At 50.5% G+C, this 15,276-nt stretch carries 12 protein-coding genes; 8 read left to right on the top strand and 4 right to left on the bottom strand.

Translation table 11 applies throughout. The annotated features are described in order from the left end of the window. Positions 1–173: 173 nt before the first annotated feature. Positions 174–779 (bottom strand): response regulator transcription factor, encoded by a 606-nt coding sequence (locus TPRIMZ1_RS0106820; protein WP_010256765.1) that lies wholly within the window; start codon positions 777–779, stop codon positions 174–176. Continuing rightward, complete coding sequence (locus TPRIMZ1_RS0106815; protein WP_010256760.1) at positions 776–1,945, bottom strand: sensor histidine kinase; 1,170 nt, start codon at positions 1,943–1,945, stop codon at positions 776–778. The genes TPRIMZ1_RS0106820 and TPRIMZ1_RS0106815 overlap by 4 nt, the downstream gene beginning before the upstream one ends. A gap of 46 nt (positions 1,946–1,991) precedes the next feature. Here TPRIMZ1_RS0106815 and TPRIMZ1_RS0106810 point away from each other — a divergent pair, with 46 nt between their 5' ends. Both TPRIMZ1_RS0106810 and TPRIMZ1_RS0106805 read left to right on the top strand, forming a co-directional pair. Next, positions 1,992–2,672 (top strand): hypothetical protein, encoded by a 681-nt coding sequence (locus tag TPRIMZ1_RS0106810; protein WP_026043578.1) that lies wholly within the window; start codon positions 1,992–1,994, stop codon positions 2,670–2,672. A 326-nt stretch (positions 2,673–2,998) separates the two neighbouring features. Beyond that, complete coding sequence (locus TPRIMZ1_RS0106805; protein ID WP_010256757.1) at positions 2,999–5,443, top strand: hybrid sensor histidine kinase/response regulator; 2,445 nt, start codon at positions 2,999–3,001, stop codon at positions 5,441–5,443. 29 nt (positions 5,444–5,472) lie between these two features. On the opposite strand, the gene TPRIMZ1_RS0106800 is transcribed toward TPRIMZ1_RS0106805, so the two are convergent. Both TPRIMZ1_RS0106800 and TPRIMZ1_RS0106795 read right to left on the bottom strand, forming a co-directional pair. After that, positions 5,473–6,087: a leucine-rich repeat domain-containing protein gene (locus TPRIMZ1_RS0106800; protein ID WP_010256754.1), complete on the bottom strand. Its 615-nt coding sequence runs from the start codon at positions 6,085–6,087 to the stop codon at positions 5,473–5,475. A 48-nt stretch (positions 6,088–6,135) separates the two neighbouring features. Then, a complete protein-coding gene (locus TPRIMZ1_RS0106795) occupies positions 6,136–7,812 on the bottom strand; it encodes an ATP-binding protein (RefSeq protein ID WP_010256751.1) in 1,677 nt (558 codons plus the stop codon). 214 nt (positions 7,813–8,026) lie between these two features. Between TPRIMZ1_RS0106795 and TPRIMZ1_RS0106790 the strand changes: the two genes are divergently transcribed. The 6 genes from TPRIMZ1_RS0106790 to TPRIMZ1_RS0106765 are packed head-to-tail and all read left to right on the top strand — an operon-like array spanning position 8,027 to position 15,274. Beyond that, positions 8,027–8,494: a chemotaxis protein CheW gene (locus TPRIMZ1_RS0106790; protein ID WP_010256748.1), complete on the top strand. Its 468-nt coding sequence runs from the start codon at positions 8,027–8,029 to the stop codon at positions 8,492–8,494. Positions 8,495–8,502: 8 nt separating this feature from the next. Next, a complete protein-coding gene (locus TPRIMZ1_RS0106785; RefSeq protein WP_010256745.1) occupies positions 8,503–9,015 on the top strand; it encodes a hypothetical protein in 513 nt (170 codons plus the stop codon). A 9-nt stretch (positions 9,016–9,024) separates the two neighbouring features. Continuing rightward, on the top strand, positions 9,025–10,035 hold the full coding sequence (gene cheB / locus TPRIMZ1_RS0106780; RefSeq protein WP_010256742.1) for a chemotaxis-specific protein-glutamate methyltransferase CheB: 1,011 nt from the start codon (positions 9,025–9,027) through the stop codon (positions 10,033–10,035). Beyond that, positions 10,032–11,621, top strand: coding sequence for a CheR family methyltransferase (locus tag TPRIMZ1_RS0106775; RefSeq protein WP_010256739.1), 1,590 nt, complete (start codon positions 10,032–10,034; stop codon positions 11,619–11,621). The genes cheB and TPRIMZ1_RS0106775 overlap by 4 nt, the downstream gene beginning before the upstream one ends. A gap of 21 nt (positions 11,622–11,642) precedes the next feature. After that, positions 11,643–13,712: a methyl-accepting chemotaxis protein gene (locus TPRIMZ1_RS0106770; protein ID WP_010256736.1), complete on the top strand. Its 2,070-nt coding sequence runs from the start codon at positions 11,643–11,645 to the stop codon at positions 13,710–13,712. After that, positions 13,709–15,274, top strand: a complete 1,566-nt coding sequence (locus TPRIMZ1_RS0106765; protein WP_010256733.1) for a methyl-accepting chemotaxis protein — start codon at positions 13,709–13,711, stop codon at positions 15,272–15,274. The genes TPRIMZ1_RS0106770 and TPRIMZ1_RS0106765 overlap by 4 nt, the downstream gene beginning before the upstream one ends. Positions 15,275–15,276 lie beyond the last annotated feature (2 nt).

Here is a 15,276-nt window from a genome sequence, read left to right as displayed (position 1 = left end):
TTTTTAGCCTCGTAAGTTCTTTCCCGGTCAATTTTACCGCGTCTATTATGGGATGACTACTCCGGTACAGTGTTTTAGACGCAATATTTCCCATGCGGAATTCATGAAAATTGGTTGATACCCGCGCTCTTTCGCCCTTCATCGGAACTCCATCATTGTTTGGGATCCCTTCGTTACAGTTTTTCCAATTCCTTGCGGCCAGGAACCCCGGTCTTATCATAGATAATGCTCAGGCTGTTTTCGATGGTACGCACAGAGACCGCAAGTTCCTCGGCGATTTGGCGGTTGCTGTATGAACGCTGGACCAGGTCGAAGATTTGCCGCTCCCGCTTGGTGAGGCAGAGCAGTATATCAGAGACAGCGTCCATCTTAACGATCAGATGGGGGGCAAAGAAAATCCGCCCCTGTAAAACAGCATCCATGGCCATTTCCAATTCCGCTTCCCCCTGGGACTTGCACATATATCCTGCGGCTTCGGCGCGGATGGCGGCCTTTACATGGGCGTAGTCCTCATAAACAGAATAGATAAGCGCCGGGGGTTTTTGTTCGTAATATTGTCGGAGCCGGGGAATAAGATCGAGCCCCCAGGAACCATGAAGATCGATATCCAGGAGTATGACCCCGGGCAGGGGGCCGGCGGAGAGGGTTTCAAAAAGGGTTAGCGCATCTTCCTGGGATCCCGCTTCACCCAGTACCTGCCAGCGGCCGGTCTGGGTAAAATAGCCGGCCAGGCCGCGGCGCATCATGGTGTGGTCGTCGATTAGCACAAGGGTATTCATGGTTCCTCCCCCAGGGGTATCTCTATCCGCACCGTAAGGCCGTGCCCGGGATCGCCGTTGAAGGAAAGGGTTCCTTTTAGTATTGTTATCCGTTCATACATTCCCCGTATTCCCATGCGGGAATAGTCCAGGGGATGGCCGGTATCCTGCATACCCACGCCATCATCGGCTGCGCAGATAAGCAGGCTGGCCCGGTCCCCCAAACGCCCGTTTTGCAGGGTTAGGAAAGCTGTTTCCGCATGGGCGTGTTTCTCAATATTGGTGAAGGCCTCCTGAACCAGGCGGTAACACTGGAGCTGTAGTTCCGCATTGAGCCCTTCCATACTGAGCCCCTCGCTTATGCCGACCCGGCAGGGAATCCCGGTCCGTTCCTGGAAGTTGACAGAGAGGGTGTAGAGAGAATCCACCAAGGCCAGGCGGCTGAAATCCGGGGGCATAATGGTTTGGCAAACCGAACGGAGGACCTTCATGATGTTCCCCTCCATGGCAAGCAGGGGCCCGCGCCTTTCCCCACCGCATTCTTCGGTAAGCTGTTTCAGCCGTCCTAAATCCTGTAAAACCGTATCGTGCAGTTCCATAGAAATCCGGGACCGTTCTGTTTCCTGGGCAATGATCACCGCCCGGGAAAAAGCGGCGGCCCCCTGTTCCTGTATGCGGGAATGCTGGAGGTCCCGGTGTATGCGCCATAGGGCAAGTATCAGGACGCCGATGATCAGCATAAAAACGGCGAATAAAAAATAGGTCCGGGCAAAAACTGCATCCGATACGGAGCTTTCAAAATATTGCCACAACACCAGGGCGGCCCCTATGCCTTCCGCAGCAGTCTCCGCTTCCGCCCGTCGCCCTGCGGCAGCGGCTTCGGCAAAGTCAGTGATAAGAGAACCCATGGTTTCCTTCTGATCCCCGGAAGGCAGCCCCGCATACTGGCGGAAAAGGGGGGAGCGCATATAATTTTCCATATCTTCCCGGAATGCGGCGAATATCAAAGGGAGACTAGCGTCGTCCGAGTAGAAGGCCCGTTCCACATCCATCCACTGCTCGATCAGGGGGATGATCCCGGCGGAAGCCTGTTCCTGCGGTACGGCGTATAGGGCCGGGGAAAAAACCAGGAGAAAAAAAGCCGGAAGCCTGCACGGGAGACGTCGCGGACGCACGAGGGTGAACATGAGAAAAGTGTATCACAAATAAAAAAGGGGTGGTATACTTTTTACAATGAAAAAAACGATCCTTGGCGGAGTGATGGTCACCGCGATCCTCTGCATAGCCGGGGCGGCGGGGAATTACGGTCTTTGGCGTTTTGCGGATTTTCTCGGCCAGAGGCTGTACCTCGATACGGTATTAACCATAAGCGTTACCTTTTCAGGCGGCCCTGCGGCGGGGCTTCTTACCGCCGTCATTTCCCAGGCGGCTTACGGCATAGGGTTTTATCCCTTCTGGGGGTATTACCTCTTTGTCATCTGCGGCGCCGCTTCCGCCCTGGTTACCGCATTTTTTATGCGCCGCTTCCCCCGGGAATGCGGCGCTCTCAGGCTTTTCCCCGGCACATCCGCGCCTGCGCGGGAAACTCCGTTGCAAGTCACCGGATCCTCTTTTTTGTCCGTGGCCATCATGTTGTCCATGCTCGCCCTTTTCATGTGTATCCTCATGAGCGTGCTGGGCGGGCTGATTGCGGTATTTATAGACCAGGTCCTCCAATCCCCCATATCCGACGCGCACCCGGAAACCTACTTCAAGGTAGGACTCCTGCGGCAGGGGCTCAGCCTGCCCGCCATGGAGATTTTGGCCCGTCTTCCGGTTAATATCGTGGACCGCTTTGTTTCCGTTTTTGGCGCCTACGGCATCTCGGCGCTGCTGAAAAGGGCGGTATTGCTATTCCCGGCTGGAAGGGGATGATGTAATTCAAAAAAAGGGAAAGCTTCCTAAAAGAGAAGCCTTCCCTTTTGGAAAGGACGAATCCTTCCCGCCTTTTGCACTGTTGAAGCCACCGACCCGGCCAATTCCGGAGCTCTTCAACCTGCATGATACAGTATAAGCAAAAGTCGAAAAACTGTCAAAAACAGTTATTTTTTGATCTCATTTTCCTAATTTTGCGGTGCTTTACATCCTTACTTTGCATGTGCTAAACTTAATAGTTACTTATTTGCTCACTTTTGGCGGTAATTTCCGGTTTTTTCTCAAAATGTCCTAGGTCGATTTCTTGTGGGGAGATAATAGGGCGCGTGAATAACAATTCGTTACAAAACAGGCTGCTGTACGCCATACTTTTCCCCTGTGTCGCGGCATTGCTTGTCAGCGGCGTTTTGGTCATTGTGGCGCTGGTGAACATCCGCGCCGCTACATCCAACGGTAAGTTTGATATAGGCCGTATCGCGGCGGATAGCATCATGGTATCCCTGTTGGATCAGGGGATTGCCGATACTTCCGGCCTTGTCCGCTCAAATGCCCGGACTATCAACGATGATCTGGAAGACATAGCCGGGGATATCGTCCTGATAAAAGACTCCATTGGGAAAATGTATCAGGAGCCGGACGCCTTTAAGCCTGTTCCGGTCCCTAATTACCGGGATATCCCGCCGGGGCAGCTTCAGATCCATTGGTTTTTCGATCCCACCATGCAAAAAGATCGCCGGTTTGACGCAAGCGATTTGGAGCGCGCGGGCTTATTGGAGGAAACCTACCTGCTTGGCAATGCGGGGCGGCTGCTCGCTCTCATCATGGATAAAAACCCCGATATCTCCACCATGTTTATTACCACAGCCTCGGGGATAAATATTCAATACGATAAAGATGCGGCGTTCAAAGTGGACATACCCGTCGATATGCTGCCTATCATGCGGGAGCGGTACTGGTACACCGCCGCGAAAAACTCAGGCGCCCTTTATATCTCCGACGCCGAACGGGATTCAGCGGGGCGCTGGCTTGCCACTACCATCTCGGCTCCCTTTTATGGGAAGGACGGTACGTTTAAGGGCGTAACCGGTCTGGATATCAAAATTGAAAATTTGGATAAAAATATACAGGCCACCGTGGTAGGCGAAAACGGTTATGCCGTTTTACTGAAAAGTACCGAGGGCGATACAAAAATCATTTCAGCCCCGGGCCTTGGCGATATGGAAGAATATGACGTTTCTGATTTTCTTGGGGACGATGCGGAAAGCCTCATCGCAGAAATGCGGGCAGAACCCTTTGGCACGGTACGCGCCATGGTGCGAAGGGATGGTGAGCCAGTTGATTCATATATCATGTGGGCCCCCATAGAGCTGACCGGCTGGACCCTTGCCTATATACTGCGGGTGCAGGATATTGCCGGCCTGGCGAATAATACCAGCGGAGAAGTATTGCGAATGGCAAAATCCATCGCAGATAATGTGGATTCAACTATCAGGATTATTACCGTGATTTGGGCAGCCCTGCTTTTGCTGGTTATCCTTGTCGCAATATTTGTATCCCGGTTTCTTTCCCGTAAAATTGCGAGGCCGATCAACGACGCGTTTATTGCGAAAGAACAGGCGAATATTGCGAAGAGCCAATTCCTCTCGAACATGAGCCATGAAATCAGGACGCCCATAGGCGCCATCATCGGCATGACAAGCATCGCGAAGGCTTCCACGGATTCGCTGCGGAAGGATGATTGCCTCAATAAAATTGAGGGCGCCTCCCGGCATCTTCTTGGGGTGGTCAACGATATACTTGATATGTCAAAGATCGAGGCGGGCAAACTCGAACTTGTCTCTGCGGATTTTGATTTTGAAAAGATGATTCGGAATATTACCAATATGATCAATTTTCGGGTTGCTGAAAAAAAACAGGTTTTGACCGTTCACATTGACGAGGCCATACCCCGCAATTTGCGCGGGGATGATCAGCGCCTTTCCCAGGTCCTGACAAACCTTTTGGGGAACGCCGTCAAATTCACTCCGGAAGGCGGGGGTATTTACCTTGAAGCGCGTTTGCTTGGTGAGGAAAATGGCAGCTGCCGCATCCGGGTGAGCGTAAAGGACGAGGGTATTGGTATAAGCACTGAGCAGAAAGACCGGCTGTTTCATGCGTTCCAGCAGGCCGAAAGCGACACCTCCCGCAAATACGGCGGCACCGGCCTTGGACTTGTCATTTCAAAAAACATCGTTGAAATGATGGGTGGGGAAATCAGTGTGGAAGCAGAGTTGGGACAGGGCTCCGAATTTTCGTTCATCGTGCTGCTTGAGCGCGGGAATGCCCTTGCTGCTGATGAGAATGGTACACCCGAGACCGATATGCAGACGGACACCGGCGTCTTTGAAGGTTTTACGGCGCTTATTGCCGAAGACGTGGAAATTAACCGGGAAATCGTGTCGGCCCTTTTGGAACCCACCCTCTTGGCTATAGACTTTGCGGAAAACGGAGAAAAAGCGGTGGAGATGTTTCAAAACAATCCGGAAAAATACGACATGATACTGATGGATGTGCAGATGCCCAAAATGGACGGATTTGAAGCTACCCGCCGTATCCGCGCTCTCCCCATCGCAGCCGCAGCTGTGCCTATTGTGGCAATGACCGCAAATGTATTCCGCGAAGATATAGAAAAGTGTATAGAGGCCGGCATGAATGACCATTTGGGAAAGCCCCTGGATTATGCAGTGCTTTTAGACAAACTGCGGCGCTACCTGAACAAAAAAAGGGTATAAACAGCGGAGTATATTCCCGGGATAAAAACTTAATGCCCATAACTCCATACCCCCGTACTTTCGTTGTACCTGTAGGTTCCCGCAGCGCTGCCGGTTTCTATGTAGCACGAAATGAAACTCCGTCCGTATATGCCGAATGTTTCTTCCGCCGGGATTGAGTTTGGCGTTCCATCCGCATCGCGCCCTTCTACCAAAGAGCCCAAAGTAATACTGACCAGCGGATTTTCAGAAAAAGCGCCGTCCCCTAACCATTTGAGGGTTGACGGAAGCGAGACCTTGTTCAATCGGTTTTTTCTAAACCCGTCAATATCAATACCTTCGACGCCTTCCGGTATGGTGAGCGCCGTGAGGAAGTTTTCCGCAAAAGTATTTCTGCCGATGACGGAAAGTTTGTGTGACAGTATCAATTCCGTGAGCAGGTTATTGGCAAATGCTCCGCGGCTTATCGCCGTGACCGTATCGGGGATAGTAAGGGAGCGTATTTCGTTATGCGAAAAATTGGCGCGTATAGCGCTAATCCCCGGCGCAAATTTAAGGGCCACAATTTCTTTTCCCTGCCGCCTGCTGTAATCAGAGGTATCCCCTTCTTTTATGGTGAGTATGGTTTTGTAGGTATTTTCTTCTTCATCGTATTCATCATCCATGGGTCCTTTTCCTCCTCAAAGCAGTATACCTAATTTCATCTAAAAAGGTCACCCTTCCACCCCAAATCCTATGGTCCTTGTTTTGTCCTTTACCATCACTTCTTCTTCGCAGAACCGGATAAGCCGTTCCGGGTCTGCTTCAATGCCCGAAAGCAGGGAGGACACGGTTTCCTTGCGGATAATATTTTCTATCTGGCCCCCTGAAAAATCAAAGCGCCGGGCCAGGGTTTCTGCATAATCCTCCGTAAGGCCCGGGAGATTGCTTTTCCATATGGCGGTTTTTGCCCGGTCGGGTTTTTCAAATTCAATTTTGTAGAGAAAACGGCGTTCAAAGGCCTTGTCCAGATTGTCCGCCATGTTGGTGGTGGCAATGAGGATACCCCCGGCGAGGTCCTCCATCTCCTGTAAAATAATGTTCTGAATAGCGTTTTCAGTTTGGGCAGGGCCCCGGCGGACTTCGCCCAATTCCTGGCGTTTGCCTAATACGGCGTCGGCCTCGTTAAAAAAGAGGATGGGGGTAAGACCGCCGCCTTTGATCAGGCCATGGTAACGGTTGAATACTTCCTTGATCCGTTTTTCGCTTTCCCCAAACCACATACTTTTTGTTTCCGATATGTCTACCAGCATGATGTCCCGGCCGGTCTCCCGGGCCAGACAGTAGACCGTTTCTGTCTTGCCGGTCCCGGGGGCGCCGGTAAAAATGCAGGTAAGGCCTGAACGGAGGTTCTTTTCCGCAAGCCGCTGTTTTATGGCGGCAAAGTTTTCTTCCCGCAATAAAGACCCCAGTTCCTTTATGCGCCGCTCTGTTTTTTTACCGTAGAACAGGTCCCGGGGTTTTAACGTTTCCGCTTTGATAAGGTTCCGGTCCCCTTTGTTTTTTTCTTTCAGGTTAATATCAGCGAGAAAAATCTCCTTAGCCTTTGGGGTAAGTTTATAACATTCGGTATCCGCCATACCCCGATCACAGTCGTTTTCGATAAGACCCTCTTCAAAAAGTTGATTATCGCGGTTCTTGAATTTCGTTACCAGAATACGGCGGCCTAAAGGCTTGAAAAAAGGCTGCAAAGCCTTAATGGAGATATTCTCCTGATCATCCATATAGGAGCAGCAGAAAAAAAGCAGTAATACGGTGGAATATATTTTGATGGACAGGGCTTTTATACCCTTTACAAAGTTCATTTTTTGGTTTGAATTAAACAGGGTTCTTAACTCGGATTCCAGGCTGCTTTTGGTAATATTGGAGCGCTTGAAGGATTCTAAAAGTTCCCCGGCGGTTTCAAAAAATTCTTCCGGCGTAAGGCTGCTATACGGGGCATAGCGGTATTCCTTTCCTGCACGGAGGGCCTTTATTACATCCAGGGGAATACAGTATGAGGGAAAGCTGGAACCGCCGCCTCGTCCGCTTGAAAAGTCCTCCCAGTCTTTTTCAGACCGGATAAGATGTTTTTGTTCCAAAGCTTCAAAATCGTCAAGGTATTTAAGGAACTGTATCCTGCCGCATTTAATTTTATCGGCAATAGTATTGATAGAGGTGGCTCCATCACCGCATTCATCAAGGAGCAGGGTAAAAAGTGCCGCCTGGGTTGGGGTTATGGAAAAAAGATCACCCACAGCCGCAAGGTCCTTTGCTGCATCGGCAAAAAAAGTCGCATCCAGGGGATGATAGGTGGAATGGGTTATGATTTCTTTGCAATGGTCGAGTATACAGGTAGTTTCTTTGTTCATTTTCGCATCTCCTTGTTTCTGCAACACAGTATAAGCAAAAGTCGAAAATCGGTCAGAAATTTTTATTTTTAGACCTTCCTGTACCATTGCCTTATTTAAGCAGATATCCTTCTAGGCTGTTTTGAGTTAATTGAATGGTGGTATACCCCTGAACTAAGGTAAGAGAGGATAGATGGATTTTTTGTAATATGGTATACTTATTCCGAGGTGACCTATGCCGGAAGAAAACGGGGAATCGGAAGTATTTAATGGAGAAAAATACCTGGTATTTACGATTTTGGGGAAATTCTATACCTTTCCCTCACGGATAATCAGCGAAGTTACCGCCTTTGATACGGTCTACCCCCTGCCGCTGGTGCCGGAATACGTCATGGGAATCATAAACCGCTATTCCGCGCCCTATGCCCTGGTGGATATAGGCCTCTTGATACAAAAAGTTCCCACCCCTCAATCCAAGGTTGTGGTCCTGAAGGAGACGGTGGAAAAGATAGCCTTCCTGATCGACGATGTGGTGGACATTGTCGATGTGGCTCAGTCTGATTTATTAAAGATCGAACAGGGAACCGAGACAAACGACTCAACCGATATCATCGAATCCTCCTTTGGATGGCATGAAACCAACGTATTCGTTCTCAATATCCGGCAGATTATCAGCCGGGTGGTAAGCGAATTCAGGGTTTAGGGGCGTTTATGCGGTTTTTTTTGTGCGCCTTTGGTGCTTTTTCCCTGGGAGTCCCGGTATACGCCGTTTCTTCCCTCATCACCGTGCCCTGGGAGGTAAAACAGATAATAGACCGGGACCGGGATGAACATACCTATTTTTCAATTCCCCATTTTTTTAAAGAAACGGACCGGGAAATACGGCATGGCTTTATCCTTAAACCGCAAATTCAACAGGTTCCCCTTATTGGCGATGGGAGCGGGGAAAACAGCGGCCTTTCTATGGAAGCGGCCATGGAGAAAGACGGTTTTACGGATAGGCGGAATGTACTCCTGGTAACCGCAGTAGAAAAAGAAGTTGAAATTAGCCAGGAAGATATACAGCCCCTGCCCGCCATACTTGGGGTGGGTAATATGGTTTCTTTCTTTTCGGGAATTAACTTTCACGGTCCTTTGATGAATATTTTTATCGATCCGGCCATACTTATTCCCCGTATGCTTCTGGCCGGGGAATACCCGGAATCTCCTGACAGGGAAGGGTAGGTAAAGCCGGTGATAAAAACACTAATTGTAGATGACAGCACTTTGGTACGTTCGATTCTCAGGGATTTTCTGGAAAGCGACGGCGATTTTACCGTGGTTGGAGAAGCGGCGGATGGTAAGGAGGGGCTTGAAAAAGCTCGGATGCTTAACCCGGACCTTATCACCATGGATATCGAGATGCCCGTCATGGGCGGGCTTGAGGCGACACAGGAAATCCGCAAGATACTGCCCACCCCGGTGGTGGTGATCAGCACCCATAGTACGGCAAAGATGGCCTACGAAGCGACGGTGAAGGGGGCCCTGGAATTTTACTCCAAGGATAATTTTACCACCGAAATGAGTTCCCTTAAACGGCTGCAGATCCTCGAAGCCCTTAAGCAGATTGTTGCGACCAGAGGCCGCCGTCTCTTGGTTAAAGAGCTTGGTGAGGGTGAAGAAAAGAAGGCCGTGAGAAACCGGGCGATCCTCGCCGTGGTTATCGCCTCTTCCACCGGCGGCCCAAAGGCCCTTACCCAGCTTTGCGCTGCCCTTCCCGGGAATTTCCCGGTACCCATAATTTTAGTTCAGCATAACACATCCGGTTTTGATAAGGGATTTGTCCAGTGGCTTGACACCTATACGCCCCTGGGGGTAAAGCTCGCCGAAGCGGGGGAGTTTCCCGTTAGTGGAAAACTCTATGTGGCGCCCACGGATAAGCACCTCCTCCTGGATGCCAAGGGATTTATCTTTAATGACGGGGCCATGGTAAACAACCAGAAACCTGCGGCGGATCTGCTCTTTCAAAGCGCTGCCAGGCTGCTTGGCCAGGGCCTTATTTCGGTGGTGCTTACCGGAATGGGCGCCGATGGCGCCGAAGGGACCCGGTCTGTAAGGAACGCCGGGGGCATTACCATTGCTCAGGACGAGGGGACATCGCTGATATACGGCATGCCCATGGCCGCTTTTAGCACCGGTTGTGTGGATATGGTCCTTCCCCTGGACGGTATAGCCCCCCGGCTTATTGAATTAACAAAACTATGAGCGACGATGTACTGGAAAAATTGTCCTCCTGGACGGAAAAAGCCCTGGGGATAAAAGCGGCGGATGATGCCCTGCTGCAATTGAAGGGCTACCTGGAAAAAAATAGCAATCCCGATATTTTTAATTTTCCCGGCGCATTGGAGCGGCTTCTTTCCTCCCCGGAAGAGCGGTTCAATATCGCCCGCTTTCTTACAATTAATGAAACCTACTTTTTCCGGGAGGAACCTCATTTCGATCTTTTGCTCAAAAAAATTCTGCCCCGGTTTGCCCGTAGAAAAAAACCGTTTCGGGTCTGTTCCGCAGCAACATCCATGGGCTGCGAGGCCTACAGCCTGGCCATGCTGATGGACTATTACAGCCGGACCGTGGAAAAGCTGGATTTTCAAATCGAAGCCTTTGATGTAAGCCGGGATATGATAGAAATTGCCAAGCAGGGGCGGTATTCGGTAAACGCCTTTAGGCATGACGGGAATCGCTGGAGATATATCCTGGACCGGTACCTTACGAAAGAAGGAGAAACCTATATTGTCAGCAGCAGTTTAAAAGAACGGATACATTTTTTCCCCCATAATATTATGGACGGTATTGAGCCCCTTGCCTTTGATCTCATCCTCTTCAGAAATGCGCTCATCTATTTCTCCCCCGAAGGCCGCCGGAGAATACTCGATTTCCTGGTAAAAGCCCTTACCGAGGAGGGAGTTCTGCTCTTCGGCATATCCGAAATCCCTTCGGTGAACCATCCCTTCCTGCAAAACAAACAGAGCCCCGATGCGTTCTATTTTCAAAAAATATCCGCCCTATCGGAGCCGGCGGAGGAAATTCTTTCCGAAATTCCCTGGGAACCCCGGCAGGCATCGGACCGGAGGGCCACAGAGCGGCGGATTTTTAACTTAGCCAGGAGTCCCGGTGCCGTAGAACGGAGGGCCCAAAGCTCGGACCGGAGAACCCTGGACTCAGACCGAAGGTATGCGCGCAACTTGCAACGAAGTTCTCCGCGCAGCGAACCGATTCGTGAGCCGCACCTGTCCCAGTCCGGGACTCCCCATTCAGCGGTAGTTTCTCCGCCCAAAAAGGTATCCTCCCGAATAGCGCATTCCAAGGCTGCGAAAAATATTGCTTCTCTCCTTGAACAAGGCGAAGCTACGGCGGAGCAGGTTCTTAGGGCTATTAAGGCGCGGACCGATAAACCCGCGGATCCCGGGGAGGACGAGCTTATTGCGGCGGTCATCTGCTTTCTCAGCCTGGAGGATTTTGCCGGAGCAGAAGCCGTCCTTGCTTTTGCTGAAGAAAAGCAGGTATCGGCCTTTACTAAATTCCTCAGAGGGGAATATAATTATCTTTCGAACAAACATAGTGAGGCGGAGACATTTTACAAGGAGGCCTCCGCCTTGGACGGCGCTTTTTGGCCTGCTTTTTATAGAGCGAGTCTGTTAGCGGCGGAGGGGAACCGCACTCTCTATGAGGTAAAAATAAAAAAAGCTTTAGAAAGTGTCGAGCTGGGTAAGGATCTTTCGTATGAGTGTTTCATTGGTGGATTTTCGCCGGACTATTATCGGCGTATCCTTGAAAAACGTCTAAGCAAATGATGGGCTTTATAAGGAGCGGATATGTTTTATAAAAACTTGAAGATTACCACCAAACTGGTTTTTTCAAGCGCCGTATTTATTCTACCCATCGCGTTGATGCTGTTTCTTATAGTCTCCAGCGCAAATTCGTCCATACGGATCAGCACGAATGAACGGGAGGGAATTGGGTATCTGCGTCCCATTGCCGGCCTTCTGCGGATGGTGCCCGCACACCTTAGGATGGTATTGGCGCAGAATACGGCGGCGGAAGGCAATGGCCGCGTTGATCAAGAGATAACCCGTCAGCTTGACGAGCTGATCGCAAATCTTGGGGAAACCGATGGTGAGCCGGAATTAGGAACCATCCCGGGCCGGCGCTATGTTTCCGGCGCCGAGCTCCGGAGCAGCTGGAATTCCCTGAAGGAAATACAGGGAGATCCGGCGGTCATCCTGAACAGTTACAATGCCTTTATCCAGGACTTATATGATCTGGTATCCTACATCGGCGATGCGTCTTCTCTTATAGTGGATCCTGAACTGGGAACCTATTATTTTGCCGAAATCTCCCTTCTTGAGCTTCCTGAAATTCAGCAGCAAATTTTAAGGATAAGTAATCTGACCTATGTCGCCAATGTCAGAAAAGTTATAACCAAGGCGGAGCGGGAGGAATTACGGTCCTATATGACCCTCCTCAGCCGGTCCTATACCCCCCGTCTTCGATCCGCGACCTATGCGGCATTGGCGAATCTCAGGGCCGACCCTTCCCTGGAAGCCCTGCTTTCAGAAGAGCTTATGTTTAAAAATAATGTGTATATTTCCACGGCGGGAAAGCTTACAGGGATCCTTGAGGCGTTTCTTGCCGCGGAGGATACCCCGGAGTTTTATTATACCGAAGTGATAAACGCCGCTGCCCAGGCCAATGACGCATCCTACGATCTGTGGCTTGCTTCCCTGGATCAGCTTGACATACTCCTGCAGCAGCGGATCATCGGATACCGGAATGCGCTGTACCGGTCCCTTATATTCGCGGTCCTTACCGCCGTCATCGCTTTTATCATTGTGATCATCACCACCGCTAATATAACCAAATCCACCGCGAGCCTAAAGCAGCTCTTTAAGAGTCTGGATAATAACGATCTTTCCCTGGAACTGGCTGTCCATTCCAAAGACGAATTCGGGGAACTGATGTCTGCCTTTAACCGCTTCCTGGGTAAACTGCGTTCCGTCTTTGTTTCCTTTAGTCAGGATGCCTCCAGGGTTTCAACCTCCGTGTTTGATCTTTCCGCCTCCGCCAAGGAGATTACCACCACCGCCAATGAGCAGTCCGCCAGCGTTTCGGAGATCGTCAGTACCATGGAAGGCAGCAAGGAAATGTCCGAACAGGTAGCGGCAAAAACTGCGGAGGTAGCGGAACTGGCCGTCAAAACCCGGGAACTGAGCCAGCGGGGAGCGGAACTGCGGGAAGCGAATCAGGAGATGATGCAGGATATCCGGGATCAGAACAATAAAATTATTGATGAGATTAAAAATCTTGCGGAAATGCTCAGCCGGATCAGCGAGGCCATAGGCATCATCGACAACATAGCGGATCAGACCAAGCTTATCGCCTTTAACGCTTCCCTGGAGGCTTCTTCTTCCGGTGAGGCCGGAGCCCGCTTCGCCGTGGTGGCAAGCGAAATACGGCGCTTTGCCGACAATGTGGTGGATTCCACCGGGGAGATAAAACAGCGGATCGAAGAGGCCCAGACCGCCTCCCAGAGTCTGATTACGGAAGCAAATAACGGCTCAATGCAGATCGATGAAGGCTATGACCATATGGTTGAACAGAAAGAGGTATTTGAAAATATCGTGGAGAATTCCAAAAATGTGGCGGTTAATTCCCAGCAGATTTCGGATTTGAGCCGCAAGCAGGAATTCGCTTCCGCCCAGATTTTTACCACCCTGCAGGAAATATCCGCCGGGGTCAAACAGTTTGTAATCGCCATGGGTTCAACTTCAAAAATAGCGGATAACCTCAATGTCATGTCCAAGGAACTTCGGGGAACGGTGGGGCTCTATGCCACCGGTGATGATAAACATGAGAAAGCGGAAAAAACAGGAGAGTATATATGACAAGCATGGACGAACGTATAAGCAGGGATGAACGGGATGGAGAGGTTATCATCAACTATTTCCGCTTTTCCCTGGCGCTCATCTGGGTGTTAGGGCTGGTGGTAATTTCCATTGTCAGACATAAAAACGGTTTTGGCTATACGCCCTGGCGGGGACATTTCGGCACCTCGGAGTATTTGGTTTTTTCAATAATACTTTTTTTCTATCTGCGGAAAAAAGAATTGCTATCCCCCTATTTTAAGTATGTTTGCGTCGTCCTTGATATGGTTTTTATCTCCACAGCCATCTTCATCACCGCAACCTATCCTAACCATTCCCTGCCCATAGGTTTTCTCTCCATCCAGGCGCTTTTTTATGTACTCCTGGTTGCCCTGGGCGCCTTCCGGTATAATGTACGGTGCGCCATTTTTTCCGGGATTTTCGCCGGTATCCTCTATGCCTTTGTGATCATCTATCACCGTACTATCATTGATATTCCCTATACGGCCCTGTATAAAGGCCAAGTACACGAGGTTGCCTTTCCCCTCTACAACGAGGTCTTCAGGATAATGGGCATGATCATGGCCGGGGCGGTTACGGGGATTGCCTGCAAAAGGCACATAGCCCTGTTTCAAAACATGATAAAATCCGAATCCGAAGCCGCGGAAGCCGCCTCCCGGACCGTAATCCAGACCAAGGAGATAGCCGGGACCATTCAGAAATCCACGGATGAAATTTTTATTTCCTCCAAGGATATTTTTACCACCGCCAATAACCAGGCCGCCAGTGTGCAGGAAATCGAAAGCACCATTAATGAGAACGCCCAGATTGCCTCCTATATTTCGGAGATGACCGGCAGCGTTGCTACCATTGCAACCAAAATGGAAGATGACGTAATCCAAGGCTTTTCGGTCCTTGAAAGCAATGTTAACAAGATGGGGGATATCAAGGAAAAGAACGATGCTATTATTGCCGGTATCATAAACCTGGGAAACAAGATAGCTAAGATACGGGATATAGTCAAAACCATCAACACCATCACCGACCAGACCAAGGTAATCGCCTTTAACGCCGCGCTGGAAGCGGCAAGCGCCGGGGATAAGGGCAAACGTTTCGCCGTGGTTGCCAGCGAGGTAAACCGCCTGGCGGACGATATCGCCGCCCTGACCAAGCAGATACGGGATCAGGTGGAGGAAATACAGGATTCCTCTTCCTCCCTCATTGTTTCCAGCGAGGAGGGTGCGGATAAGATAACCGAAGGGTACAAGCTGATTAGAGCCCTGGAGGATGTTTTCAAGGAAATACGATCCGGCGCGGAGATAACTTCCAACCAGGCCCAGACCATTACGGTATCCACCCAGAAACAGCAGAAGTCCTCGGAGCAGATCAATATAGCAATTGCGGATATATCAAAGGGCTTAAGCAATTTTATTCACTCAACGGAGGTAGCCACATCCTCTGCGGAAGGGCTCACCCAGCTGATCAAGGAACTGGAGAATATCCTTGAAACTAAAAACACGAACCATTCCGCTGCGACAGCCGGTACGGCAGATACTGCGGTCAACGATCCTGTTAGCGTTTAAGG

Source organism: Treponema primitia ZAS-1 (assembly GCF_000297095.1).
GTDB classification, from domain to species: Bacteria; Spirochaetota; Spirochaetia; order Treponematales; family Breznakiellaceae; genus Termitinema; species Termitinema primitia_A.
Note: the sequence above shows the minus strand (reverse complement) of the source record. Positions and strands in the feature narration are given on the sequence as shown.

Coding starts and splice junctions, on each gene's coding strand:
- TPRIMZ1_RS0106785 (WP_010256745.1), top strand. CDS start 8,503: ATGCGGTTTTTTTTGTGCGCCTTTGGTGCTTTTTCCCTGGGAGTCCCG.
- TPRIMZ1_RS0106795 (WP_010256751.1), bottom strand. CDS start 7,812: ATGAACAAAGAAACTACCTGTATACTCGACCATTGCAAAGAAATCATA.
- TPRIMZ1_RS0106775 (WP_010256739.1), top strand. CDS start 10,032: ATGAGCGACGATGTACTGGAAAAATTGTCCTCCTGGACGGAAAAAGCC.
- TPRIMZ1_RS0106815 (WP_010256760.1), bottom strand. CDS start 1,945: ATGTTCACCCTCGTGCGTCCGCGACGTCTCCCGTGCAGGCTTCCGGCT.
- TPRIMZ1_RS0106770 (WP_010256736.1), top strand. CDS start 11,643: ATGTTTTATAAAAACTTGAAGATTACCACCAAACTGGTTTTTTCAAGC.
- TPRIMZ1_RS0106810 (WP_026043578.1), top strand. CDS start 1,992: ATGAAAAAAACGATCCTTGGCGGAGTGATGGTCACCGCGATCCTCTGC.
- TPRIMZ1_RS0106820 (WP_010256765.1), bottom strand. CDS start 779: ATGAATACCCTTGTGCTAATCGACGACCACACCATGATGCGCCGCGGC.
- TPRIMZ1_RS0106765 (WP_010256733.1), top strand. CDS start 13,709: ATGACAAGCATGGACGAACGTATAAGCAGGGATGAACGGGATGGAGAG.
- TPRIMZ1_RS0106790 (WP_010256748.1), top strand. CDS start 8,027: ATGCCGGAAGAAAACGGGGAATCGGAAGTATTTAATGGAGAAAAATAC.
- TPRIMZ1_RS0106800 (WP_010256754.1), bottom strand. CDS start 6,087: ATGGATGATGAATACGATGAAGAAGAAAATACCTACAAAACCATACTC.